The organism is Pseudoalteromonas sp. NZS37 (assembly GCF_015864265.1).
Taxonomy (GTDB): Bacteria; Pseudomonadota; Gammaproteobacteria; order Enterobacterales; family Alteromonadaceae; genus Pseudoalteromonas; species Pseudoalteromonas arctica.
This window is the reverse complement of sequence record NZ_JADYXL010000003.1, coordinates 499,592-523,694: the sequence shown is the minus strand read 5'-3', so window position 1 is coordinate 523,694 and position 24,103 is coordinate 499,592. Positions and strand designations below refer to the sequence as shown.

General features: G+C 37.4%; 19 protein-coding genes. 10 read left to right on the top strand and 9 right to left on the bottom strand.

Annotation, left to right across the window (positions count from 1 at the left end; genetic code table 11):
* Positions 1-129: 129 nt before the first annotated feature.
* Positions 130-522 (top strand): hypothetical protein, encoded by a 393-nt coding sequence (locus I6F47_RS08250; protein WP_101163157.1) that lies wholly within the window; start codon positions 130-132, stop codon positions 520-522.
* Positions 523-968: 446 nt separating this feature from the next.
* Complete coding sequence (locus tag I6F47_RS08245; RefSeq protein WP_165722958.1) at positions 969-1,145, top strand: hypothetical protein; 177 nt, start codon at positions 969-971, stop codon at positions 1,143-1,145.
* Between the two features lie 128 nt (positions 1,146-1,273).
* On the opposite strand, the gene I6F47_RS08240 is transcribed toward I6F47_RS08245, so the two are convergent.
* The 3 genes from I6F47_RS08240 to I6F47_RS08230 all read right to left on the bottom strand — a co-directional run bounded on the left by I6F47_RS08240 (position 1,274) and on the right by I6F47_RS08230 (position 7,602).
* Positions 1,274-3,445, bottom strand: coding sequence for a S46 family peptidase (locus tag I6F47_RS08240; protein WP_197183670.1), 2,172 nt, complete (start codon positions 3,443-3,445; stop codon positions 1,274-1,276).
* Positions 3,446-3,543: 98 nt separating this feature from the next.
* Positions 3,544-5,634, bottom strand: coding sequence for a bifunctional diguanylate cyclase/phosphodiesterase (locus I6F47_RS08235; protein ID WP_197100485.1), 2,091 nt, complete (start codon positions 5,632-5,634; stop codon positions 3,544-3,546).
* Positions 5,635-5,814: 180 nt separating this feature from the next.
* The gene (locus I6F47_RS08230) at positions 5,815-7,602 is read right to left on the bottom strand and encodes a M61 family metallopeptidase (protein WP_197183669.1); all 1,788 of its coding nucleotides are present in this window, start codon (positions 7,600-7,602) and stop codon (positions 5,815-5,817) included.
* 204 nt (positions 7,603-7,806) lie between these two features.
* Between I6F47_RS08230 and I6F47_RS08225 the strand changes: the two genes are divergently transcribed.
* The 6 genes from I6F47_RS08225 (at position 7,807) to I6F47_RS08200 (ending at position 14,902) form a co-directional block, all read left to right on the top strand.
* Entirely contained in the window at positions 7,807-9,342 is a 1,536-nt protein-coding gene (locus I6F47_RS08225; RefSeq protein WP_197183668.1) for a GGDEF domain-containing protein, read from the top strand.
* 65 nt (positions 9,343-9,407) lie between these two features.
* Positions 9,408-10,751, top strand: coding sequence for a nucleotide 5'-monophosphate nucleosidase PpnN (gene ppnN, locus I6F47_RS08220; protein ID WP_007580678.1), 1,344 nt, complete (start codon positions 9,408-9,410; stop codon positions 10,749-10,751).
* Positions 10,752-10,761: 10 nt separating this feature from the next.
* On the top strand, positions 10,762-11,535 hold the full coding sequence (gene xni / locus I6F47_RS08215) for a flap endonuclease Xni (protein WP_024609155.1): 774 nt from the start codon (positions 10,762-10,764) through the stop codon (positions 11,533-11,535).
* A 69-nt stretch (positions 11,536-11,604) separates the two neighbouring features.
* On the top strand, positions 11,605-11,988 hold the full coding sequence (locus I6F47_RS08210; RefSeq protein WP_024591078.1) for a DUF3192 domain-containing protein: 384 nt from the start codon (positions 11,605-11,607) through the stop codon (positions 11,986-11,988).
* An 11-nt stretch (positions 11,989-11,999) separates the two neighbouring features.
* Positions 12,000-13,688: a hypothetical protein gene (locus I6F47_RS08205; RefSeq protein ID WP_101216952.1), complete on the top strand. Its 1,689-nt coding sequence runs from the start codon at positions 12,000-12,002 to the stop codon at positions 13,686-13,688.
* A gap of 206 nt (positions 13,689-13,894) precedes the next feature.
* Positions 13,895-14,902: an isocitrate dehydrogenase gene (locus tag I6F47_RS08200; protein ID WP_007580684.1), complete on the top strand. Its 1,008-nt coding sequence runs from the start codon at positions 13,895-13,897 to the stop codon at positions 14,900-14,902.
* A 57-nt stretch (positions 14,903-14,959) separates the two neighbouring features.
* Here the strand turns inward: I6F47_RS08200 and I6F47_RS08195 are convergent, their stop codons facing one another.
* Positions 14,960-17,956 (bottom strand): immune inhibitor A domain-containing protein, encoded by a 2,997-nt coding sequence (locus tag I6F47_RS08195; protein ID WP_197183667.1) that lies wholly within the window; start codon positions 17,954-17,956, stop codon positions 14,960-14,962.
* Positions 17,957-18,446: 490 nt separating this feature from the next.
* Between I6F47_RS08195 and I6F47_RS08190 the strand changes: the two genes are divergently transcribed.
* Both I6F47_RS08190 and ilvN read left to right on the top strand, forming a co-directional pair.
* Positions 18,447-20,171: an acetolactate synthase 3 large subunit gene (locus I6F47_RS08190; RefSeq protein WP_010552970.1), complete on the top strand. Its 1,725-nt coding sequence runs from the start codon at positions 18,447-18,449 to the stop codon at positions 20,169-20,171.
* Positions 20,171-20,668, top strand: coding sequence for an acetolactate synthase small subunit (gene ilvN / locus I6F47_RS08185; RefSeq protein WP_007580691.1), 498 nt, complete (start codon positions 20,171-20,173; stop codon positions 20,666-20,668). The genes I6F47_RS08190 and ilvN overlap by 1 nt, the downstream gene beginning before the upstream one ends.
* A 92-nt stretch (positions 20,669-20,760) precedes the next feature.
* On the opposite strand, the gene I6F47_RS08180 is transcribed toward ilvN, so the two are convergent.
* The 5 genes from I6F47_RS08180 to I6F47_RS08160 form a co-directional block, all read right to left on the bottom strand.
* Positions 20,761-21,036 (bottom strand): HU family DNA-binding protein, encoded by a 276-nt coding sequence (locus tag I6F47_RS08180; protein WP_002962474.1) that lies wholly within the window; start codon positions 21,034-21,036, stop codon positions 20,761-20,763.
* A 210-nt stretch (positions 21,037-21,246) separates the two neighbouring features.
* Positions 21,247-21,786 carry a DUF3833 domain-containing protein gene (locus I6F47_RS08175; protein ID WP_010552971.1) on the bottom strand — a complete coding sequence of 180 codons (540 nt, stop codon included), beginning with the start codon at positions 21,784-21,786 and terminating at the stop codon, positions 21,247-21,249.
* A 1-nt stretch (position 21,787) separates the two neighbouring features.
* A complete protein-coding gene (locus I6F47_RS08170; protein WP_010552972.1) occupies positions 21,788-22,276 on the bottom strand; it encodes a chalcone isomerase family protein in 489 nt (162 codons plus the stop codon).
* Between the two features lie 54 nt (positions 22,277-22,330).
* Positions 22,331-22,831 (bottom strand): DUF2878 domain-containing protein, encoded by a 501-nt coding sequence (locus I6F47_RS08165; protein WP_197183666.1) that lies wholly within the window; start codon positions 22,829-22,831, stop codon positions 22,331-22,333.
* Complete coding sequence (locus I6F47_RS08160; protein WP_165735776.1) at positions 22,809-24,071, bottom strand: SAM-dependent methyltransferase; 1,263 nt, start codon at positions 24,069-24,071, stop codon at positions 22,809-22,811. Before I6F47_RS08160 ends, I6F47_RS08165 begins: the two co-directional genes overlap by 23 nt.
* Positions 24,072-24,103 lie beyond the last annotated feature (32 nt).

The window sequence follows — 24,103 nt, the reverse complement described above, 5'->3', positions numbered from 1 at the left end:
TAAAAAGCAAATTCCCATAGCATAAACAACACCAACTCTGACACACCGAGCAGGTAGCGCCTCAGTCCAACAAGCGATTATGCAACACAAACTGCGTGTCGCATAAATACTAAAGTGTTAGGCATATCGATGGATCGCAAATATATTACTGCTGGAGTTATTTTTATAGTTTGCTTTTTAAGCTTATTTTTCCTGCCTGTTTTAGCTGTTTACACTAATAGTTTTATTCCTCGGCTCGTTAGTAATTATATGTTTTTTTGGCCTCAATTAAGTTTGCCATATGATAGTTTAGTGATACGAGAGGCTTATAAAAGCAATCTAGTATTTTCTCCTTTTATAGCAAATATATTAAATATCTTTCAGTGGCTTGTTTTAACTGTATTATTTAGCCTTGCCACATCAAATATGAGCAATAAAAAGTATCAAATTGGTTTGTCGTTTATCATCATTATGCTTTTTCCAATAATACTTAGTTTTTTGGTAAATTTATTGGGTTATACGATAGAGCTAGATGGGTTGTAAATATGCCTAACAAGCTGTTAAACAAGGACAAAAAACAGTTGGTTTTTGCTCCTTCGTCGCTTATTTTAACCAACTATTTTATTGCCTGTTAACAGGGCGTTACCACCGTCCGCTTATGGCACTTAGCAGCCATAAATATACGAATCAAACACCAACAAAAAGGTAAGAAAAGGAGGTCACCTTTGCTAATTTCTATTTATATGACAGCAAGTGGTACTTTGCTGAAGCGTGCTGTGAGCGAGAATCAGTCATTGAGTGAGTAATTAATTAATGACTACTTCCCCCCTTTTTTATATGTTCAAATAACCCATCATAAGCATAATATATATAGCTAGCAATAACTTATGCTTTTTGCTATTAATAGAAGCTCATAAAATAAGGACGTTTTCGCTTAAAAATAGAGAAAGAGTCCTCTGATAAAGCAGTTATATTTAAAGGAGTGTTACATGGAGTATAAGTTTATTGCAGTTTCTCAAATCTGGGCTACAGGTGGTATGTTAAATAGAGCAAACGCTAAAGCAAACGAGTTGGCAAGAGATGGGTGGGTGTTATCAAAAATGGAAAAAGGCTTTAGTGGTTTTTTATTTGCAACTTTATATCTAGCCTTTGAGCGTAAAATTTAAATATAACAAGCGACTAAGGTTTCGATTATCCGATCATGGCACTTAGCAGTCATAAATAAGCGAATCAAATACCAACAAAAAAGGCGCTTCCTTTACGGTAAGCGCCCTTCTCTTATCTCACTAATTACTTATTTTACGATTGTCATCTCGTCTAATAAGTTTTGTGCATTATCTACTTTATCCATTACCCACAGCATGTAGCGCGAATCAACGTGGATTGAGCGATTAAGCTCAGGGTTGTAATCCCAATCACCAATAATACTTTCGTAAACACCGTCAAACAGTAAACCAACAAGCTCTGCTTTGCCGTTAAGTGTTGGCGAACCTGAGTTACCACCGGTAGTGTCTACATTTGATAAAAAGTTAACGGGTACTGTATTCATGCCACCCGTGTAATCACCGTAAAGCTTGGCTTTAATTTGCTCTTGTAACTTTTTAGGTGCATTAAATGGGTCAACATCGGTGTTTTTAGCTAGTAATCCTTCAAGCGAGGTAAAGGGTGTTGCTACCAAGCCGTCTTGAGGTGAGTAGCCGCCTACGGTGCCATAGGTTACTCGTAGTGTGCTGTTGGCATCGGCGTATACAGGTCTGTTTTTAGCTTTGTTAAACGCAATGATTGCGCTCATTAGCTCTGGGCGAGCTGCTTGTAATTTACCTGCAAGTGCTTTTGATTTATCTTCCTCAGCTTTCATTACTTTAAAGATTGCTTTAGCGTACTCCACAAATGGGTCTTGGCTTTGATTTAGCTGGCTAAACGATTGCTCAAATAATGAATTGCGAACAGTGGCATTATCAAGTCTTGACTGTTCATACATGCTATCAAGTAACGCGCTTTGGGTTGCTTTATCAAACCCATTTTGTACTTTAAATACGTTATCAACGTCGCTAAAACGCTCTTCTTTTGGAAGTGCTGCATACAGTTCTAAAAAGTGCAGTAAAATAGCTTTGTCTACTTTGCTATCATAACGGCGCGTCATGCGCTCAAGCCCTGCTTTAATGCGCGGTAGGTCACGTTCTTGATAACCAGATTCACGTTCGCTATTTGGCTTTTGTTTTTCGTAAGCTAAGCGGTATAAACGTCGTGCTGTGCTGATCATTTGTGAGCGGTGCACATAACCTAACATACGGTCGCGTTCACTGTGCTCTTGTGATTGCGCAATTAGCTCAGATAGCTCACCTAATACGCTTCCGTATTGCTCTTTACGCTCACCATCACTATTGATCCATTGTGTTAAGTCTTGTTCAAACTGTTTTTTGCGCTCAAGCATAGTGCCTTTTTTGAAGCTTTCGATCATCGAACCATAGTTTTTAATATAGTTGTTATAACCTGCAATGGTGCTTTCGTAAGCAATACGCGCTTTACTGCCGTCTTCTGAGTTTTCTTCGATAAGCGACACGTATTTTGAGTTATGAACGCGTGCTTTAGGGTAGCTGTCGTTAAATACGTTATCTACCTCTGTTGCAATGCGGTATCGGTTAGTACGCCCTGGGTAGCCTGTAACCATTACAAAGTCGCCTTCTTGCACGCCTTTGGCACTTACTTTTAGGTAAGAGTCAGGTACGTAAGGTACGTTGTCTTCGTTGTACTCTGCAGGTTTTCCATCTTTGCCTACATAAGCGCGGTAAAAACCAAAGTCGCCAGTATGCCGCGGCCACATCCAGTTATCTATATCGCCGCCGTATTTACCTACGCCCATTGCCGGTGCATAAGTTAAGCGTACGTCTTTAATTTCAAGTGACTTAATTAGGTAAAACTCTAAACCACCATGAAACGAATACACGTTACAACGATAGCTTTCATCGGCTTCACACTGGGCTACTAGCGCTTTTTCATTTTTTTCGAGTGCGTCGTAGCGTGCTTTTGCTGTTAACTCGTTAGTACCTTTAATTACTTCATCTGTTACGTTGGTAACCGTTTTTGTTACATAGACGCGTGAGCCCGGCGCTGCAGGTAAATCTTCTGTAGGACTTTTAGCTAAAAAGCCATTTTCTAAAATATTGTTTTCAGGCGTTGAGTTGTATTGTACCGAGCCATAAACACAGTGATGGTTTGACACAACTAAACCCTTAGGCGATACAAACGATGCTGTACAGCCACCTAGGCTAATTACCGCATTCATTGGGAATTCGGTTAATTTAGAAATAGATTCAACATCAATTTCAAGCCCTTTGGCTTTTAAAATTGATTCTAACTCTGGAAGTTGGTGTGGTTGCCACATGCCTTCGTCGGCTATGGCACTACTTGAAAGTGATAAAGAAAATGTAGCTACTAATGTAGCTACAAGAGGTTTTAAACGCATTATAGAATCCTTTTTATTTGTTTCTATAACAGGTTACTCGCGATGGGACAATAAGGTCAATAGCCGTGCAATGAATTGTTACAATCGAGTGTTTAATCTTACTTTTTATCAAAATTCATCGAAAAATCAAGAAACTGTTTTGCTGGTATTGGTTTACTAAAATAGAAGCCTTGCATAAAATCACAACCCAATTCGTTCAATAAAGTATGCTGCTCTTTTGTTTCTACACCTTCGGCTACCACTGTCAGTCCTAAGCTGTGCGACATAGCAATAATTGCCTTTACGAGATTACAATCTTCATTGTTTAGTACAATACCATCAATAAAACTTCTATCTATTTTAAGTACATTAAAAGGGTATTCTCTCAAATAACTTAATGATGAATAACCTGTGCCAAAGTCATCCATTGATAAGTTAATGCCTAATGCAGTAATTTCAGTCAGTATATCTACAACATTAGTGTGGCAACTCATCAATACACCTTCAGTTATTTCAAGCTCTAAACTTTCGGGATTTACGTTTGCTTCACTCAATGAGTTTTGAATGAAACTGAGCAACCCTACGTCTCTAAATTGGCGAGGAGATAAGTTAACAGCCATTGTATATTTTTGTTGGCGTTTACAGGTACTTTGCCATGTGTTTAAAAAGTGTAAAGCTTGGCTAATGACAAACTTGCCAATAGGTACAATTAATCCTGTATTTTCGGCAATAGGTATAAACTCATCGGGTGTTACGTTACCTAATACAGGGTTATGCCAGCGTAATAAAGCTTCTGCACCAATGATGTGTTTATTTTTGGCGTCAAATTGGGGCTGGTAGAATAACTCAAATTCATTACGTTCAAGGGCGCCACGCATCTGCTCTTCTATTACTAGTCGGCGCTGAATAATTACGTTCATTTTTTTAGTAAAAAATGAATAAGTATTACGACCATATGATTTTGCTTGATACATTGCTGTATCGGCATTTCGTAGTAAATCAGCGACTGTAGTGCCATTTTCAGGATATATGGCTACACCAATACTCGCTGTAAGTATGTGCTCCCGGCCCTCAATTTTAAAAGGGGCTCTAAAGTTATTGAGCAGTTTTTCAGTAATTTTTAGCGCTGCATGGTGATCAGTTATACCTCGTAGTAATACGATAAACTCATCTCCACCTAGGCGCCCTACCGTGTCGTCTTTTCGCAGTGCCTCTTGTAGCCTTTGCGCTGATTCAATTAAAAGTTTGTCTCCTGTTTCATGGCCTAAAGAGTCATTTATTTTTTTAAAATCATCTAAATCCAAAAACAGTACTGCCGCTTTCTCGTTATTTCTTTGTGCTTCAATAAGTAATTGCGACAAACGATCAAGTGCTAAAAAACGATTTGGGAGTAAAGTTAGACTATCGTAATACGCTTGATGTCTAATTATTTCATCTGATTTATGCTGTTCTGTAATATCTCGAATAATAACCATTAACTGGTTATGTTCTGTTATTTTATTTATTCTTGCTTCAAAAAAAACGAGCCCATGGGGCAAAGCTAGCTCGTATTTAAAGCTCATCATCTGCTCTTTTTCTAATACAAGGCTGATATAGGTTTCAAATTTTTTGGCTACATCTTGAGGGAGTACATCACCCATTTTTTTACCAATAAATTGCTTTGGCTTGGTGTAGAGATCGGTCTCATTACTGGCATGATACTCAATAATAGTTCCATCATTTTCCATCAAGAAAAATAAGTCAGGAATTGCTCCAAAAATAGTTTTTAGCATATGCTCATTAAATGACGCATCTGCTTGTGCCTTTTTAACCTCAGATAAATCAATATCAATACAGTACATTTGTTTTGTATTATATTGATTTGTAAACATAACATGGCTGGAAAAAACCGATACATTGTTTCCATCTTTGTCTTGTAAGATAATTTCAGATGCTGGAATTTCTATATCTTTTTTTACCCAATCACTATGTGCGTTAATAACTAACTCACACATTGGCTCTGGAATTATAAGGTCTTCTATTTTTTGTCCTATGGCTTCTTCTTTGGTATATCCATAAAGTCGCTCACTGCCTTCATTCCAATAAATAACACGACGTTCATTGTCATAACCTTGAACAGAAATAACATTTACCGCATCAAATAACTGATGCAAATAGTCGTTAATTACAAATTGATGGGTTAAGTTTGAAGTCGGGTTATCTAATTTCATTTTGAGGCTATATCCATAAATAATTTTATTTAATAATAGAGAAATACTAAATAATAATTAAATTTAATTTTAATATTAAATTTCCATGTACATTATATACGCCATTATACAAAACAAAAAAAGAGCCGAAGCTCTTTTTTAATAATTGTTAACTATATTTAAACGCTATAAAAACTGAATTTATTTTTTTGTCACATCATTTGGATGTTCCACGCCAATCCATGCTTTGAATAGTGCTTTTTGCTCAGGCGTTGCCTCTTTATCAGCAACTACTTTTTTAGGCTTATCAAAATCTTCTGATAATACTAATGTTAAGCTTTCAAGAGCATCGCGACGAAGATAGTCAATGGTTACTTTATCGCCTTTTTTAAACGTTTCTAAGCTGGTTTTTAAATCTTTACCTACGTGATGTTTGTTTATAGCGACAATTTTATCATCGGTAGTTAAACCTGCTTTCCACGCACTGCCACCACGGCGAACGTAACTTAACGTAAGTAACTCGCCTGTGTTTTTAGCGGTAGCATCAATGCTTGCAAGCGCTTTTGCTTTTTCAGGACGTTCAAATTTCAAGCCTACTTTAGTAAGTAAGTCGTCAAAGTTAATACTTGCAGGCGACTCAACATTTTCTTGCCACCAGCTTGAGTAATCACGTCCTGTTAAATCTTTTAAGATATTAAGTACATCTATATCTGTAAAACCAGCTGGCATTTTATGATTGTTATAAAGTGATTTGTGAACGTCTCGGTAACTTATTTTACCTTGGCTTTTTTCTAGCAAGTCGATATCTAAAACTAATGAAAGTAATGAACCTTCTGAATAAATATTAGTGCTGTAGTTACGTGCATGATCGCCACCTTGGTTAATCCATTTATCAAAGCTTGTTTCGCTTGCGCTTTGCACTTCACGGCCCGGTGTTTGTAAATGACGATTAATGGTTTTACTCATCACTTTAAAAAATTCATCTGTGGTTTCAATACCAGAGCGAACCATTAAATGATCTTCAAAATAACTTGTTGAACCCTCTGCAATCCAAAGCAGTTTAGAGTAATTCATATTAGTGTAATCGTACGGCACTAAACCTTGAGGGCGGTATGCTTTAACATTCCACGTATGAACAAACTCATGCGCAGCGGTGCTAATAAAGGCTAGGTAATCTTCGCGGCTACCAAATCTATCGCGTGGACGTTGAATAATTGTTGAGTTTAAATGCTCTGTTGCACCACCAGCACCCGACGTAGCGTGTACCATAAATACATAACGTTCATACGGATAGCCATCCCAAATTACATTACCAGTGGCAACTAATTTTTTAAGATCGGTAAGCATTTGCTCTACATCGTAGTTACCGTCGCCCCATATAACTAAATCGTATTCACGGCCATCTACTTCAAATGTGTGTAGTTGGTTAATACCCGTTTCGATTGGAGAATCAACAAGTACGTCGTAATCTGCTGCTTTAAATGAATTTTTGCCTTTTAAATTATCCATACCCGATACAGAGCGCCACTTTTTAGGCACTTCTAAATTAACGGTTACTGGCTCTTGGCGAAATGATTCACTAAACATAAAAAAGCCTGATGCATCTATAAATGCATGGCTGTCGTCAATGTGGCGAGCGCGCTTACCAAGCTCATTTGCATACACCTGGTAGTCAACATTAACTTCTGTTGGCTCATTAAGGTGTACACGCCATGTACTGTGATCAATTTTTTCCCATTTTAACTCTTTGCCATCTTCATCTTTAGCTTTGAAGTAACGAATGCCATTGGCAAGGTTTAGCATTTCATAGCGACCCGTTCGCCATGCAGGAAGTTTTATATCAAGATGTGCTTGCGCTGTTTTTGGAAACTCAACACTTACATCGCCTAAATGATGTTGTGGTTGCGAAATTTCTAAAGAATAATTTACATCGGCAAATACAGGTGCTGAACATGCAGCTAAAATAGATAGGGCTAATAACTTTTTCATAGAAACTCTTAGTGGAAACTTAATTGCCTGCAAGACTAGCAAGCCCCTATTTAAAAGTGAATTAAATACGACAAATTGCCCCGTATACGAGTTTATACGTAGTAGCTTATTAAAATTTCTAAGTTTTTTACTAGATAACTACACATAATAAAAATTTGTTGTAAACTGAAGATAATAAAATTAATTTGATGGCGGTACGCTTAGGTGTCTGAAAGATCTAATCCAACAGATAAAAAACTCAAACAAGCAATTGATGCTCGTATGGCTATTGAGAGTGCACGCAAACATCAAGTGGATATTTTGTGCGACTTTGCAGCTAAACTTTCGCTAAGCTGTAAAGGGCTTGATATTGAGTTAGATAATCGCCTTGCTAAATTTAGAAGTGCACTCAATAAAGGTATGAGCTTTGAAGACCTCTCCCCCCTTGTTAGTGAAACTTTGATATTACTTAAAAATCAAGAATCGATTCAGCAAGCTCAGCAACGTGATTTATTCAACAGTGTACAAAATGCAGGTAAACAGTTACAAAAAACTAAAGGTTTACCTGACGATACTCGCAGAGCCCTGAGAAATTTACTCGATCAAGAGATTAATAACGTTCAGTCAACCCATGGTTATATTCCGCTACTTGATCAACTTATTCTTTTTTATCATGAAGCATTGCTAACTAAGCAAGACCCTCAAGCCGATAATCAGCGCCCTGTAAAACAAGCTCGTGCAAAAAAACTACTTGAGCTAGCTAATGAACTTATACTTGAAGAAGAAGCTACACTACAAATTAATAGTATAAAAAATAATATTACAGAAAGTGACACAATCGATGCATTACTCGATGTTGCGATTAACATAATTGAAGTCGTAGTAAAAAACATTAGCAAAGAGCGTAAATCTGCACAAAGCTTTTTAGTTTCATTAAATCAAACCCTCGAAGATCTACATAATTCTATTGTCTCTACTAGTAGACACTCAGAATCGATGAGTATTGAGTTTGATTCGTTGAATAAAAGCATTGAACTAAAAATTAAAAACCTCAACGAACAAACACAAAAAGCAACGTCAATCTCATCTTTAAAAGAACTCGTAGATAACGAATTAAAATCACTAAGCGAAGATTTTCTAGCAAAAGAAAAGTTAGAACGAAAAGATAGAGAAATGCTTAGCACTAGCTTTAGTGAAATAAACAAACGAATTGTTACTTTAGAAGATAAGTTAACAACGTATAAAAAACGCTTAAACGAACAGCGCTTTAAAAGTTTACTTGATGGGCTTACAAAACTGCCTAACCGAGCTGCATTTGATGAACGTTACAGTCACGAAATGCATTTGTTTAATGTGCAGCCATCAGATGTTACGCTTGCGGTTATTGATGTTGACCACTTTAAATCTATCAATGATAGATTTGGCCATACCGCAGGTGACATTACCTTACAGGTCATATCAAAAGCGTTGCAAAAATCGGTAAGAAAGTCCGATTTTATAGCGCGTTACGGCGGTGAAGAATTTGTATTGTTAATGCCAGGTGTATCGCTTGAAAACGCAACATTACCTCTGGATAAAGTAAGAAAGGTAATTAAAAATATACCTTTTAAATTTAGAGAAAAACAAATTGAGATCACTATTTCGGTAGGTGCAACTCAGTTTAAAAAAGGCGATACTCTGTTAAAGGCATTTGATAGAGCAGATGATGCTCTTTACGAGGCCAAAAATTCAGGACGAGATAGACTTTGTACCAGTAAATAATGTCATAGCCATTATAAATTTTATGACAAGTAGTTTTTTACGATTTAGCAGTAAGGAGAACGTCTATGTTAATACAGTTAAACCCAACTGGGGTTTTAGATTTACTGTCGCAATTAGAAGTTGATTTATTAGAGCAATCTTCTGCTAGTGAGCGTTATAAGTTATTTAGAAACTGCGTACTAGCAGTGCTTAATGTAGGTAGCCATACCGACGAAAGTAGCGATATATACGACAAATACAAAGATTTTGATATTCGTTTAGTAAGCCGCGAGCGAGGCATTAAAATTGAGCTTGAAAACCCACCCGAAACCGCATTTGTTGATGGCGAAATAATTACCGGAATTCACGAGCATATATTTTCTGTTATTCGCGATATTTTGTTTATTTGTCAAAAATACGAAAAAGATTTAAAAGAGCAAAAAGCCATTACTCATATGGTGTTCGATATGCTCAGAAATGCAGGTGCATTGCGTGTTAATAGCGAGCCAAGTATGGTTGTATGCTGGGGCGGACACTCAATAAACGAAGTTGAATATAAATACACAAAACAAGTAGGTTACGAACTGGGCTTACGTGGATTAAATATTTGTACTGGTTGTGGCCCTGGTGCCATGAAAGGCCCAATGAAAGGTGCCACTATTGGCCATGCAAAACAGCGCAATACCAATAACCGTTACTTAGGCCTAACAGAGCCAAGCATTATTGCTGCAGAGCCACCAAACCCTATTGTTAACGAATTAGTTATTTTACCTGACATTGAAAAGCGCCTTGAAGCTTTTATAAGAACAGCTCACGCTATTATCATTTTTCCTGGTGGCGCAGGTACTGCAGAAGAATTGCTATATTTATTAGGCATATTACTGCATCCAGATAACACCAAACAATGTTTGCCTGTAATTTTAACTGGCCCTAAAGAAAGTGAAGCGTACTTTAAAGAGCTGTGTGAATTTGTTGAAATGACGCTTGGTAAAGAAGCATTAGATAAGTTTGAAGTTATTATTGATAATCCTGAGTTAGTTGGGCAAAAGCTAAGATCGGCTATGGCCAATGTTCGTGATTACCGTAAAAGCGAAGGCGATGCCTACTACTTTAACTGGACGTTAAAAATCGATAACGATTTTCAACAACCTTTTGCACCAACACACGAAAATATGGCAAGTCTTGATTTACATCTTGATCAACCAAAGCAGTTATTAGCGGCTAATTTACGCAGAGCTTTTTCAGGTATTGTAGCTGGAAATGTAAAAGACGAAGGCGTTAAAGCCATTAAGCAAAACGGTCCATACATTTTAAGTGGCGAGCCTGCCCTTATGGAAAATATGGATACGTTATTACAAGCATTTGTTGATCAAGGCCGTATGAAACTCCCTGGCAGCAAATACATTCCGTGTTACAAAATAAAAGCATGAGTTTTATAGTTTGAAACCCCATTTACTTCTTATTGATGCGCTTAATTTAATTAGGCGCATTTACGCCGTTGACGCTAATCAAAAACATCACAGCGATGAACAAATGATACAAACGTGCTGTGCACGTGTAGCTCATGCGTGTAAAAAGCTTTTAGATACAAGTAATGCAACCCATGCGATTGCGGTATTTGATGGTGACAAAAGCTGGCGTTATCATTTTTATAAAGACTACAAACACTCCCGTGCCCCAATGCCTCAAGTGCTAAAAGATGCCTTAGAGCACTTTAAAACCGCAATAGAAGAAACCGGTATTGTTGTATTTGAGCCTATTAACGATGAAGCCGATGACATTATTGCAACGCTTGCGTTTAAAGCATCAAATAATCAAATAGCTAATACTGTTGTCTCTACTGATAAAGGCTTTTTACCCTATATAGGCCCCTACATTACAGTTTATGATTACTTTAAAAAACTCTATTTAGATGAGACAAGTATAAAAGAGCGTTTTGGTGTTGAGCAAAATAAACTCGTTGATTTTTGGGCTTTGGCTGGTGATAAAACAAATGATATTCCGGGAGTAAAAGGAATAGGTACTAAGTCTGCGCAGCAAATAGTTAATAACTATAATTCAATTGAGCATGCGGCCGAAGATGAGTCTCTAAGCCCGAGTATTAAAGCAAAGTTAGCCGCTAATATGGATATGTACGTAATCTCAAAGCACTTGGTTAGTTTACGCACCGATATAAATTTAGGCTTTAGTTTAAAGCAGTTAAGACTTAATTAGTCGCAAGTTAATAGCCTCTAAACATTACAAAACGTATACTATTATTAGTTACCGGAGTCAGAGTAAACCATATTGAAAAAATTTATCCGATATTTAATCTTAGGTTTAGGGCTATATGCACTGATAGCAGCCTTGGTGATCACTTTTTATAAAGACGATCCTCAGGCTATGATCTGGCAAGACCGAGAAGCTTTTAATAAACGTTATATCGAAAAACTATCACTTGAGCAGCCAACAACACTAAATACTGTGCTTGATTATTTAGGCAGCCCCGACCTTACTTATGCCAAACGAGATGGTGAACAGGTATTTCAGATTGTTTTTTACCGCACACAGCATAAAACATCTGACGGTATAACCACTATGGATGAATGTACTGGGTTATTATTTAAAAATGGGCAGCTATTTTTATGGGGTCCTAGTGCATATAATAAATATCAAGAACAAAATTAGGTGAAGGTTTAATGGATGAAGCTGTTTCAACTACTTTAGAGCAGCTGCTTAATAATACGCAGCTGTTTTTAAGCTATTATAACAATAAACAAAAATGGACAGCCTTATACCCCATGGCAAGTAAGCTAGCTGAGCAATATAGAGTGCTCTATAGCGAACAGCCATTCGCATTACAAGCTCGTTTAACACTTTATAATCCTAATTATTCTTATGCCACCAACTTAGTTGTTAGCCAGAGTGTAATAACCGCTGCACTTTGTAAATCTCAACACTATAACAATGCCCTAAGCGAGCTATACATAGCGGCTTCACTCATTGAGCATTTATGTGTTGGAGCGCAATTAAACAAGCTCTGTGAGCAAACACCTTTTCAAGACTCTGATAAAAACATATGGAAAATGCGTCATCAGTTAGCTGCTAAAGTAATGTTATCCAGTGGCGATTCTGCCAAACCCGTTACGCAATTATTAGCTAAGTTAAGTAAATATAAACAAGCATTGGTAAGTGCTCCTAAAATAATGCTTTACGATGGGGGCATAACACTAATTGCTTTAGCAAATATTATTAGTATGAACATTACTAGTAATACGGCTAATAAACACATGAGTTTATTTAAAGCACTTACTGACTTGTACATTCGCACACCAAATTTGTTTGCACTGCAGCTAATCAAATCACTTATAGCTCATTTGGGGCCACTGTTACCGGGAAGCCGCGTTTTTTATGCCGAGCAAACCATGATTTATTTAGCGACTGATGCGCAGCAAAAACATATTTTAATTAGTACCGCTAATCCAAATAAATTGGCTTGGTTTAGCGTTAAAGCAACGCTTAACGACAACCCAAAACAATGGCATTGCGCTGATAAAACCATTAGCTTCAAAGTGTTTAACAGTGAACATGTTAAGTCAAAAAGTGTGGTTGACGTTGATAAAGCACAGTCTTTACTTGAACTAATAAGTAATATTAAGTCACAGCACGAATATAGCTATAAAGGGCTAAGCCAGCTAATGGCGGCTCACCCTCAGGTAGTTGCTAATTTATGTGAGGCAGTAAAACCTTATAATAAGGAGCATCAGGCCGCTAAAGACTTAAAGCATAGTTTATCGATGGTCGGTTATTATAATGCGCCTGCGATAATTCAAAGAGTTGTTTTTGAGCAATTAGTTAATGTTACCCCACACCCTCTGCAAGCCTACGTTACTAACAGATTAAATGGTTTAGTGAAAATAATGGCCTTATTAGTCAGTAAAAATAAACATGACCAGTTTGAACACATTACATTACCTTTATATGCTTATGCTCATTTTTTATTAACGCAATGCAGTACACAGCTTTCTCGTAAAACGCTGATTGACGACACACCAAATAAAACATTGAGTGCCCCTATTTGCTCATTTTTTGGTGTGGATTCAATTAATAACGAGCAACTAACGCAACAGCTTACTCATTTATTAAGTGACAACCCATGGACAACGGCACTTTTAGAAGCAGAGCAAACACCTAAAAAACACTTAACTGATTCTCATAAACTCTGGATCACACTTAAAATTGTTGCACAGAGTGTTTTTAAACCAGAACTTGCGCTAACAGCGTGGCAACTGCAAACATTAAACGAACAGCTGAAAATACTAAATTGGCAAAACCCAACTGATTTTAATCAAAAATTAGAATCTCTCGCGTTATTTAATAGTATTTAATTTATGGGACCCTATTTAACGTCTTTATACCCATTATAACTTTGGTGTATACCCAGTATTTCTTGTATAAACTAGCAAAATGGGTGATAAGTTGATATAAATGCGCCCTTAAATTTTCAAGCACGTTCACATAAATGATCTAACAAGCGATTATCCTCTCAGGGTAATAATTTATGTGCAAATCAAACTCTTTAAAGGAAAAGTCAATGGCCAAACAAACCATCACAGTGATCAAAGGCGACGGCATCGGTCCGAGCATTATCGACTCAGCACTTGAAATATTAAAAGCCGCAGGTTGCGACTTTGATTATGAATTTGTTGATGCTGGCCTAGCTGCACTTGAAAAAACAGGTGAGTTACTTCCACAAGACACGGTTGATACAATAGCTAGAAACAAAATCACTCTTAAAGGCCCATTAACAACGCCTGTAGGTGAAGGTTTTACGTCTATTAACGTAACACTTCGTAAGCAATTTGGTTTATACGCTAACGTACGCCCTGTTAAATCATTTGTTGGCACTAAAGCACGTTACGACGATATTGATATCATTACTATTCGTGAAAATACGCAAGGTATGTACTCAGGTGCAGGCCAAATAGTAAGTGAAGACGGTAATGAAGCAGAAGCAAAATCGATAATTACGCGTGAAGGCGCAGAAAAAATCGTAACTTTTGCATATGAGCTAGCGGTACGTGAAGGTCGTAAAAAAGTAACTGCTGTTCATAAAGCTAACATTTTAAAATCAACATCTGGTTTGTTTTTAAAAGTAGCACGTGAAGTAGCTGAGCGTTACCCACAAATTGAATCAAATGAAATGATTGTTGATGCAACGTGTATGAAACTGGTAATGACACCTGAAGAGTTTGACGTAATTGTTACGACTAACTTATTTGGTGATATTTTATCTGACCTTTGTGCTGGTTTAGTTGGCGGTTTAGGTATGGCTCCAGGTGCTAACATTGGTGAAGACGCTGCAATTTTTGAAGCTGTACACGGTAGTGCACCAGATATTGCTGGCAAAAACCTAGCTAACCCAACATCTGTAATTTTAGCGTCTATCCAAATGCTTGAGCATTTAGATATGGGTGATACAGCAGAGCGTATTCGTAGTGCTGTTGCTGATGTAATTAAATCAGGCGACCGTACAACTCGCGATTTAGGCGGCAGCCACGGTACAACTGATTTCACTCAATCAGTAATTGACCGTTTATAATTAATATTTGTTATTAATTTAAAAAGCCCGCTAATTTAGCGGGCTTTTTTTTATTTGCTAGCTGCGCTTTATCCTAGGTAAGCATAAAAGTAATAACACTAATAAACCTGCCAATGATCCGCCACTTGAACCCGAACTACTTTGTTGCTTTTGCACTGTAAGAGATAACTCTTTAGCAAAAGTGTCATTTGTTTGAGTGTCAGTAACATTCAACGTTACACTAAATGCCCCGCCAGTTTGATAAGTATGCCTTGGGTTTTGTAAGTTTGATACCGCACTGCCATCACCAAAATCCCAACTGTAAGTATAACTATTAAAGCCGCCGGTTACTTGCGCATTAAATTGAGCGCTTAAATCATTTACTGTAACGTTTGCGTCTATGCTAAGCGGAACAGTTGCCGTTACATCAACCGCTTTAGTTTGCTCCGTGCCTTCGTTATCTGTCACTGTAAGCGTTACTTGGTAATCACCAGAGTATAAATAATTATAAGTGAGCGATTGCGTCGTTAAAGTACTTCCATCCCCTAGCTGCCAATTATAAGTATACGGTGCGACTCCACCTGTAAACGAAGCTTGAGCTGTTAATATTCCTTGGTTTATTTCATATTCAATTTCATTTACAGATAATGGCTCAGCTAATGTAACTTGAGCTACAGCTACTTGCTGTGAAGTATCATTACTTGCCATAAACTCAACGCTATAGGTGCCATAATCTTGGTATTCATGAGTAGGCGTTAACTCTGTGCTTGAGCTACCATCGTCAAAATTCCACGTAAATTTATCCGCAGGCGTGAGTGCAAAACCTTCTACATTAAAATTAACGATTAAACCTGTTTTGGTAAAATTAATACCTTTAGTAACATCGTAATTAAGCTCTACTTCTATATCTTCACTATCAGCTGACTGGCTTATAATATTAAACCCAAAGCCAACCTGTGGAAGCACAACGCCCGATGACTGTTGCGCTGAAAAACTATAGTCGGTTTTATCAGTAAACTCTGTAATAGCTGATAAATCATCATCACCTAACCCAGCTCGCTGTGGATATAAACTAAAAGCAGCATCACGAATTTGAATTGCTGAAGCAGCCGGAGTTTGCGTACTGCCTTTATTTATCGAGCGCTGATCAGCATCTACCACTAATGCAAAACCACTACCTGGATGCTCTGTCGTGTTGTTATCGGCTTGAGATTCATTGCTATACCACAATAATAATCCCGGTGAGTACTGCTCTGCTTGCAAACTACTGTCAACACCTGTGTATGAACGCAATTGTAAATAGTAATGTGATGGCGATGCATATGTGTAACTACCTATTTTTTCAAAGCCATTAAACTCGGTGTTAATTTGATCTTGTGCATTATTTTGCCAAATTAAGGTATCACTTTGCACAATACGCATATCATCCACAACAAAACCATAATAATGTGTGTTCGCATCTGTTATGTATTCAATTTTTAGATCAATCATTTGCCCAGCATAAGCTGATAAATCAAACTCATGAGTTAAATAGCCGTTAGGCTGCTTAGCATCACTATTAAAAAATGAATCACCTGATATATACGGACCAATGTCACCATAGTATGGGTTTATTGCTTGGGTATAATTACTAGCAATAGGCTCCCCATTTACTTTTACCTGTACTAAATCATAGTCGCGCTCAATACTGTAATAAGCAATAAAGCTTAAAGTAAGTGCCTCAGTTGTGTTTGGTAGCGTTACTGTATTAACTAAGCTGTTACTAACATTGTCGCCCGTATTTGAATAGTATTGAAAATCGCCTTCTACTGGCGTTTTAAATTTTTCGAGTCGAGATGGCAGTGTTATTTTTATTTGGCTTTGTAGTTGTGAAGTACTCGCAGTATTAATTAATGTTTGCTGTGCGTTAGCATCTATCGCATCCATATCAAGCGTGAGCTGATTAACCCAATTACCCTGGTATCGATTTTGTAAATATTCAAGCGCATAAGGGCTAAACATAACAGGCTCAGAGCCTCGTGGAGAACCTGCCCAACTTCCTGTCGACATAACTGACCAAGACGCGACAGGCTCACCTACCGTGTTAGATTGTAAGTCGTATTCATCTAATAATCCCAAGTCATGCCCAAACTCATGCACCACCACGCCAATCCCAGCATCAATTGGATTAATTGTGTAACCAGAGAGCTTAATACTGCTGCCTGCAATCTCGCTCGGCCCGCTATTTTCATCAAATACATAGTAGCGGTGCGACCAAATAGCATCAGTGCTTAGGTAACCGCCACCTGCTTCCTCGCCAATACTTGAATGAAAAATCATTACATGGTCAATAATGCCATTGGGTTCGTTAATAATTCCATCGCCATCTACATCATCTAAATCAGTTAAATCATAGTCCGTTAAATTAATATTAAACTTTGCAACCGCCTTCTCCACAGCCTCTTTGACTAAAGCGGGCGCATTTTTATCACGTGTACTGCCTTGGCGTTCACCATATATTTTTGCATTGTTATCAGCGGTTACCCAGCCATATACCTGCCCGTTAAAGTTTAAGCTATTACCAGACGCTGCTTTATAATAATCAGCAGCCGTTGATATGCTTTGTCCATCAGGGCCCGCATAACCTTCAGTATTAAAAAGCATTTGCTGATAGTGTTCAGTTGAATAATCAGCGTAAAACATATCTGTGTCCTGCTCTACAAGTCGATTATCGTCATGATTGAGGTCAGGAAAATCAATTAAGATAGCTAACACTTTTACATCATTAACGCTTTGATCAGGCACTAACGACGTTGAAAAAGCGGCTTGTTGTTTATTTGTGTTTGAAAAATCCGTAGAGGAGGATTTAAATTGCCTAAAGCCATTTTTAATTGAGTGATTGGCAACTTCTTTGTTACTCATATATGACTTAAATGAACTATCTAACTCACTAGAGGATATTTGGTCTCTTTTTTTAAGCCAATATAAAATACGTTCTTCGTTAGTTATACCAACATCATGCGGGCTTAAATTATTAGCCGCTACTATAGGGCTTAATAGCGTAGTTAAAAGCGCAATTAACGTCACTTTTTTCACTGTATTTTCCTCAAACATAATTATGTAGTAATCATACCTAATAATAGAAATTTAAACATGCGATAAAAACATATAGTTAACATGTGCAATAAAAGTTAATGGTCTTTCACACTCTTTTATAACTAAAATCAAACACACAACCTAAAACGCATAATTTCTGCTAGATAACTCAGTTAAATACAGTATTTCTGAAGATTTAAATTAAAAAAAGCTACAAAACGAATTTAAAATGCAAAAAGCCACTTTCGAGGTTGACATAAGGGTTCAAAACCCTTAAAAATAAACCTATACAGAATTTTTAATTTAAAAGCAGTGTTTTGCTAAGTAGAGTAAAAACTATGAACACACAAATTAACCTTTTAGTCGTACTCGTACTGGTCTTAGTTATAAGCCCAGCGGGGATGTATTAAAAGGTGATACTGCTTTTTAAAAACCCTCGCACTACGCGGGGGTTTTTTTATGCATAAAAAAAGCGCACAGAGGAATGAGGATGAGTAAACAAGAATATAATGGCTCTGAACTAGTAGTTCAGGCATTAAAAGAGTTAAAGGTAAAATACATATTTGGCTACCCCGGTGGTTCGGTTTTAGACTTATATGATGCACTTTTTCAGCAAGATGATATTGAGCATATATTAGTACGTCATGAACAAGCTGCCACACATATGGCTGATGGTTATGCTCGTGCTACTGGAGACGTTGGTGTTGTACTTGCAACCTCAGGCCCTGGCGCTACAAACTGTATAACGGGTATTGCAACGGCCTACATGGATTCAATTCCTATGGTTGTATTATCAGGCCAAGTGCCTACAAGTTTAATTGGTGACGATGCATTCCAAGAAACTGATATTGTTGGCTGTTCTCGCCCTATAGTTAAACACAGCTTTAACTGTAGAAGTGCTAAAGAAATCCCAACAATCTTAGCTAAAGCCTTTTATATAGCCAGTACAGGTCGTCCTGGGCCCGTTGTAGTTGAGCTTCCTAAAGATATGCTTAACCCTGCTATAAAGTTTGAATACGAATTTCCTAAAACAACAGAGCTAAGAACATACAGCCCTAATACTAAAGGGCATTCAAAACAAATTCGTAAAGCGGTAACAACTATTCTAGAGGCCAAAAAACTGGTTATCTACTCTGGCGGTGGTATTGTTATTTCAAATACGTCAGAGCAATTAACGCATTTAGTTGAATCGTTAAATGCACCCATTACCAATACACTAATGGGGCTTGGCGGCATATCAGGTGTACATCCAAACTTTGTAGGTATGCTAGGCATGCACGGTACGCTTGAGGCCAACAAAGCAATGGCAAACGCCGATGTGATTTTAGCGCTTGGTGCTCGTTTTGATGACAGGGTAACTAATAACGTTAAAAAGTTTTGTCCAAATGCCACAATTGTACATGTAGATGTAGATCCAACTTCAATTTCAAAAACAATCAAAGCGCATATACCGGTTGTAGGTTGCTTAGCAACAGTACTAGAACAACTACAAACGGGTATTGATAAAAGCCCAATTAAAATAGATCGCAGCGCGCAAGAAGATTGGTGGCGCCAAATTATCAGCTGGCGTGAACAAAAATGTTTAAGCTACAACACAGATGGCGACAAAATTAAGCCACAAGCCGTAATTGAAGCTGTTTATAAAGCCACTAATGGCGATGCTTACGTAAGTTCTGACGTTGGTCAGCACCAAATGTTTGCAGCGCAATATTACCCATTTAAGCATCCTCGTCAGTGGATAAATTCAGGCGGCCTAGGCACTATGGGCTTTGGCTTACCTGCTGCTATGGGCGTAAAATTAGCCTTTCCGGATAAAGAATCTGTATGTATTACGGGTGATGGCTCTATTCAAATGAATATTCAAGAGCTATCTACCTGCTTGCAGTACAACCTAGCTGTAAAAGTTGTATCACTTAATAACCGCTCTTTAGGTATGGTACGCCAATGGCAAGATATGGTTTACGGCGGTCGTCATTCATCATCTTACATGGACTCACTGCCTGATTTTGTTAAGTTGGTTGAAAGCTACGGGCATGTGGGTATTAAAGTAAACACACTTGATGAGTTACAACCTGCAATCGATAAAGCTATGAGCATAAACGATCGTTTAGTCTTTTTAGATATTCTTGTAGACGAGAAAGAACATGTATACCCAATGCAAATCAAGTTAGGTGGCATTGATGAGATGTGGTTACGTAAAGGAGTAAAAGCATAATGCGTCGGATTTTATCTATTCTATTAGAAAACGAACCAGGTGCACTGTCACGTATTGTTGGGCTTTTTTCACAACGTGCATACAACATTGACAGCCTAACTGTTGGCACAACTGATGATCAGTCGTTATCACGTATTACCATTACCACCATGGGTGATGACAGAGTGGTTGAGCAGATCACAAAACAAGTTAACAAATTAGTCGACGTGCTTAAAATTATCGATTTAACAGAAATGAGTCACATTGAGCGAGAGTTATTGCTTGTTAAGGTATTTGCTCAAGACGAGACGACTCGTGCAGCGGTTACCCGCGTAGTTGATGTGTTCCAGGGTGTTATTTTAGATATGGGCCGACAAAGCTATAGCCTGCAACTAGTGAGTAGTACAGACAAAATAGAATCGTTTTTAGACACACTTCGTCATGAAACCGATATTATTGAAGTTGTACGTTCTGGTGCTGTTGGCATTGGCCGAGGCGATAAAGCCTTAAAAGCATAAATTTATAATATAAAGGCATCAGTTGATGTCTTTATTAAACATAAAAAAAAAGAGCTAAATAGCTCTTTTTTTATTTTAATTCGTTAAACCTATTAAGGGTTTACTTGGTCTTTAAGACCTTTACCTGCTTTAAAGCTTGGGATAGTTGCCGCTGCGATTTGGATCTCAGCACCCGTTTGTGGGTTACGGCCAGTGCGAGCTGCACGTTCTTTTACTGAGAAAGTACCAAAACCAACTAATGCTACTGAATCACCTTCTTTTAAAGAAGAAGTTACAGCACCTGTAAACGCGTCAAGAGCACGAGTAGCAGCGGCTTTAGAGATTTCTGCATCAGTAGCAATTTTTTCAACTAATTGAGCTTTATTCATTGTTAGATTCCTATTCGTTATTATTTTGCCTTCGCAAAACCTATCTTTATGCATTTTTAAAGAGTTAGCAACAGCAAATTGCATTTTTTGCTTAAATTCTTAAAAAATGAGTAAAATTTAAATAATTCTCGGTAGAATACAGCGTGTTGGGTTAACAAAGACTTAATTTGAGTACAATTTTGGCGCAAGTTAAGCAACTGGGTAAATAAGCTATATTTTTTCGATAACTAAGGTCACTTCCCCGACCTCGACTCCAAACTTAACAATAGATGTGCGGTTTATCAAGCGCGATTGTGTAACCAGGTACATCCAATCGTCAAAATTCACTTCTAAAGTACTGCCATCGTATGGAAGCTCTACATCATAATTCCAATGAAATACGCTGCCGTCACTTTTGCCTTTTGCTGTACCTATAACATCAGCTGCTGTCCCCGTTAAACTATTGTCTTCATTTAACGTTATTTTCCAGATTCGCTTTTGGGTTTCGCCATCATCATAAACAAAGTCTTCTTCAATAACGCCCTGGTTACCATCCCAAGTCGCATTCATATCTACGACAAGCTTTCGGGTCAATTCGCCTTTAAAGTCTTGTACAACACCATAGGCTTTCAAATTTCCGCTAAAAAACGTTTTAAAGTCGAAATTTGGCGATGTATTTTTATAATGTTCAACATTTGGTGCCGAACAGCTAATTAAAAGTAGAGCCGAGAGGCTCATAACAGCTGCTTTTAACGTGTTTAATATGTTCATATTAATTCCCTAATAATTGCTTTCGTAATTTTGGTTCAGAGGTTTTTTCATCAAGCCAAATAGCTAAAAAGTCACTCGAAAATTGAGGTTCATCAATTTCACCCATTTTTTCATCATTATGATAAAAAGTGCTCATACCTTGCTCATTTGTCACTAATGTTAGTGAGTCACCCTTTTTTATATCAGGCCAAATAGACAACAATTTACTGTCGTATTTATCTGCCAGCCCTGTTTTTCCAAGATGTTCCCACTGCTCATTTGTTGCTTTTACTATTTCTTTAGCGTCAAAGTCACGTAAATAGGTAAGCTTAAACTTAACAGGATGTGTTCCTGCGCTGTAATTACCTGAAGGGGTAAATAGCACAGCGTCATATACATCCCAAAATAAATACTCCATTCGTGCTTCGCCTACTTTATTAAATTGTGTGTTAGCTAAAACAATTGAAGTGGTAAGCAAATAAAAAGTAACTGCCTTTAGTAAAAATTTCAAAATAAGCTCCCTTTGAGTCAATGGGTAATGTTACGAAATAGAAATTGTGGAAGATCAGCGATTGATAAATAACTTGATTTTTTGGTTTATGAAAAGAATAACAGTAAACACTGTAGACCAAAGCGCCCCGTAAACGAGCCAGAATTGCCATAAAGGTAAACCTAAACTTATTACTCCAAAGCGCGCTCCAGCCCAATAACTTGCTGGCGCAAATGCCATACATACCAAAAAGGCCTGCCAAAGCTTTAATTTACTCAAAAAAACCATTGAGGTATTTAAAGAAAGTAGTAATGCAGCCCATAAAAACACGAGCCATAGAGGGAAGGGATAAACTTTAAATTCTAACAAGCCTAACTTTACCGCTATAAATTCTAACAATAGTGCTAAAGGTAGGGCTTTAATTAATAGTAAGGAGTCTTGTTTTTTCTGCTTTGACAAACAAAACATTAAAACAATAATCAAGCCACTAAAAAGTAGCGAATTGGCTTCAAGCAGCAATGATAAAAACCACACTGCTTGAAATAGAACAAAATTAGTAACCGAGCGCAATATCATCGTTATCACTAGTAAAACGAGGTTTACGCGCCATTAAATGTACCGTACTTGTTGCTCTGGCTCTAAACGCACCTTCACAATAAGCAAAATAAAATAACCATAAACGATAAAAGCGTTCATCAAATTTAGAGCGGTCTAAATCAGGCCAACTTTTTATAAAACGAGTTCGCCAATCTGCTAATGTTCGTGCGTAGTGAGCGCCAATATCATTAACAGTATGAATAACCATATCGGTATTATTTTTAATCTGCTCACTCATTTCGTTAAGCGATGGCAAACATCCGCCCGGAAAAATATACTGCTGGATAAAGTCAGAGTTTTTTAAGTAGTGCTTATAACGCTGATCGCCAATAGTAATTGCTTGAATAAGCATGGCGCCATCGTCTTTTAGGAGCTCACCACACTGAGTGAAAAAGCTCGGCAAATAATCATGACCAACCGCTTCTATCATTTCAATAGAAACAAGCTTGTCGTATTTACCTTTTAGTAGTCTGTAATCGAGCTTAAGTAATGTTATTTTACTTTCAAGACCAAGTTCAACAATCTTGTTAGCTACATAATCATGTTGCTCATCAGATATGGTTGTTGTTGTTACATGGCAATCGTAATGTGTGGCAGCATATATAGCAAATGCCCCCCACCCTGTACCAATTTCAATTACTGAATCATTTTTTTGAAGCTCAACTTGCTCACAAATGCGTTTAAGCTTGTATTGCTGAGCCTCTTCAAGTGTGGCTTCTTTTGTAGGATATACAGCACTTGAATAGAGCATTTCTTTACTTAAAAATGATTCGTACAAATCATTACCTAAGTCGTAATGAGCAACAATATTTTTCTTAGAACCCGATTCTGAATTTTTGTTTTTTATGTGATTAAACCGGTGTGCGATATTACTAAAAAATGCGAATTTTTTTTCAAACTCATCAAGTTGCTTTTCATTTATAGCAAATATCTCAATGAATGAAGTTAAGTTGTCACAAGACCAATGTCCCAAAATATACGCTTCGCCAGCGCCAACGCTTCCAGATAACGCAAACGCTTTATACATAGCTTTATCATTAACTGTTACTGTTGCTTTTAACGCAGACGATACATCACCAAAAACTGTACGCTCATTTCCTTCAATTAAAACAACTTGACCTGTTTCAATTGACGAAAAGGCTTTAGTCACTAATTTTTTATATATATTAGTTAACCAACTAGTGCTTTGTTCGCAATTTAAGCTCGACACTTTATCCATTAAAATACCTATTAATTGTCCTGACTACCTAT

Coding starts and splice junctions, on each gene's coding strand:
- I6F47_RS08250 (WP_101163157.1), top strand. CDS start 130: ATGGATCGCAAATATATTACTGCTGGAGTTATTTTTATAGTTTGCTTT.
- I6F47_RS08245 (WP_165722958.1), top strand. CDS start 969: ATGGAGTATAAGTTTATTGCAGTTTCTCAAATCTGGGCTACAGGTGGT.
- I6F47_RS08240 (WP_197183670.1), bottom strand. CDS start 3,445: ATGCGTTTAAAACCTCTTGTAGCTACATTAGTAGCTACATTTTCTTTA.
- I6F47_RS08235 (WP_197100485.1), bottom strand. CDS start 5,634: ATGAAATTAGATAACCCGACTTCAAACTTAACCCATCAATTTGTAATT.
- I6F47_RS08230 (WP_197183669.1), bottom strand. CDS start 7,602: ATGAAAAAGTTATTAGCCCTATCTATTTTAGCTGCATGTTCAGCACCT.
- ppnN (WP_007580678.1), top strand. CDS start 9,408: ATGTTAATACAGTTAAACCCAACTGGGGTTTTAGATTTACTGTCGCAA.
- I6F47_RS08205 (WP_101216952.1), top strand. CDS start 12,000: ATGGATGAAGCTGTTTCAACTACTTTAGAGCAGCTGCTTAATAATACG.
- I6F47_RS08200 (WP_007580684.1), top strand. CDS start 13,895: ATGGCCAAACAAACCATCACAGTGATCAAAGGCGACGGCATCGGTCCG.
- I6F47_RS08190 (WP_010552970.1), top strand. CDS start 18,447: ATGAGTAAACAAGAATATAATGGCTCTGAACTAGTAGTTCAGGCATTA.
- ilvN (WP_007580691.1), top strand. CDS start 20,171: ATGCGTCGGATTTTATCTATTCTATTAGAAAACGAACCAGGTGCACTG.
- I6F47_RS08180 (WP_002962474.1), bottom strand. CDS start 21,036: ATGAATAAAGCTCAATTAGTTGAAAAAATTGCTACTGATGCAGAAATC.
- I6F47_RS08175 (WP_010552971.1), bottom strand. CDS start 21,786: ATGAACATATTAAACACGTTAAAAGCAGCTGTTATGAGCCTCTCGGCT.
- I6F47_RS08165 (WP_197183666.1), bottom strand. CDS start 22,831: ATGATATTGCGCTCGGTTACTAATTTTGTTCTATTTCAAGCAGTGTGG.
- I6F47_RS08160 (WP_165735776.1), bottom strand. CDS start 24,071: ATGGATAAAGTGTCGAGCTTAAATTGCGAACAAAGCACTAGTTGGTTA.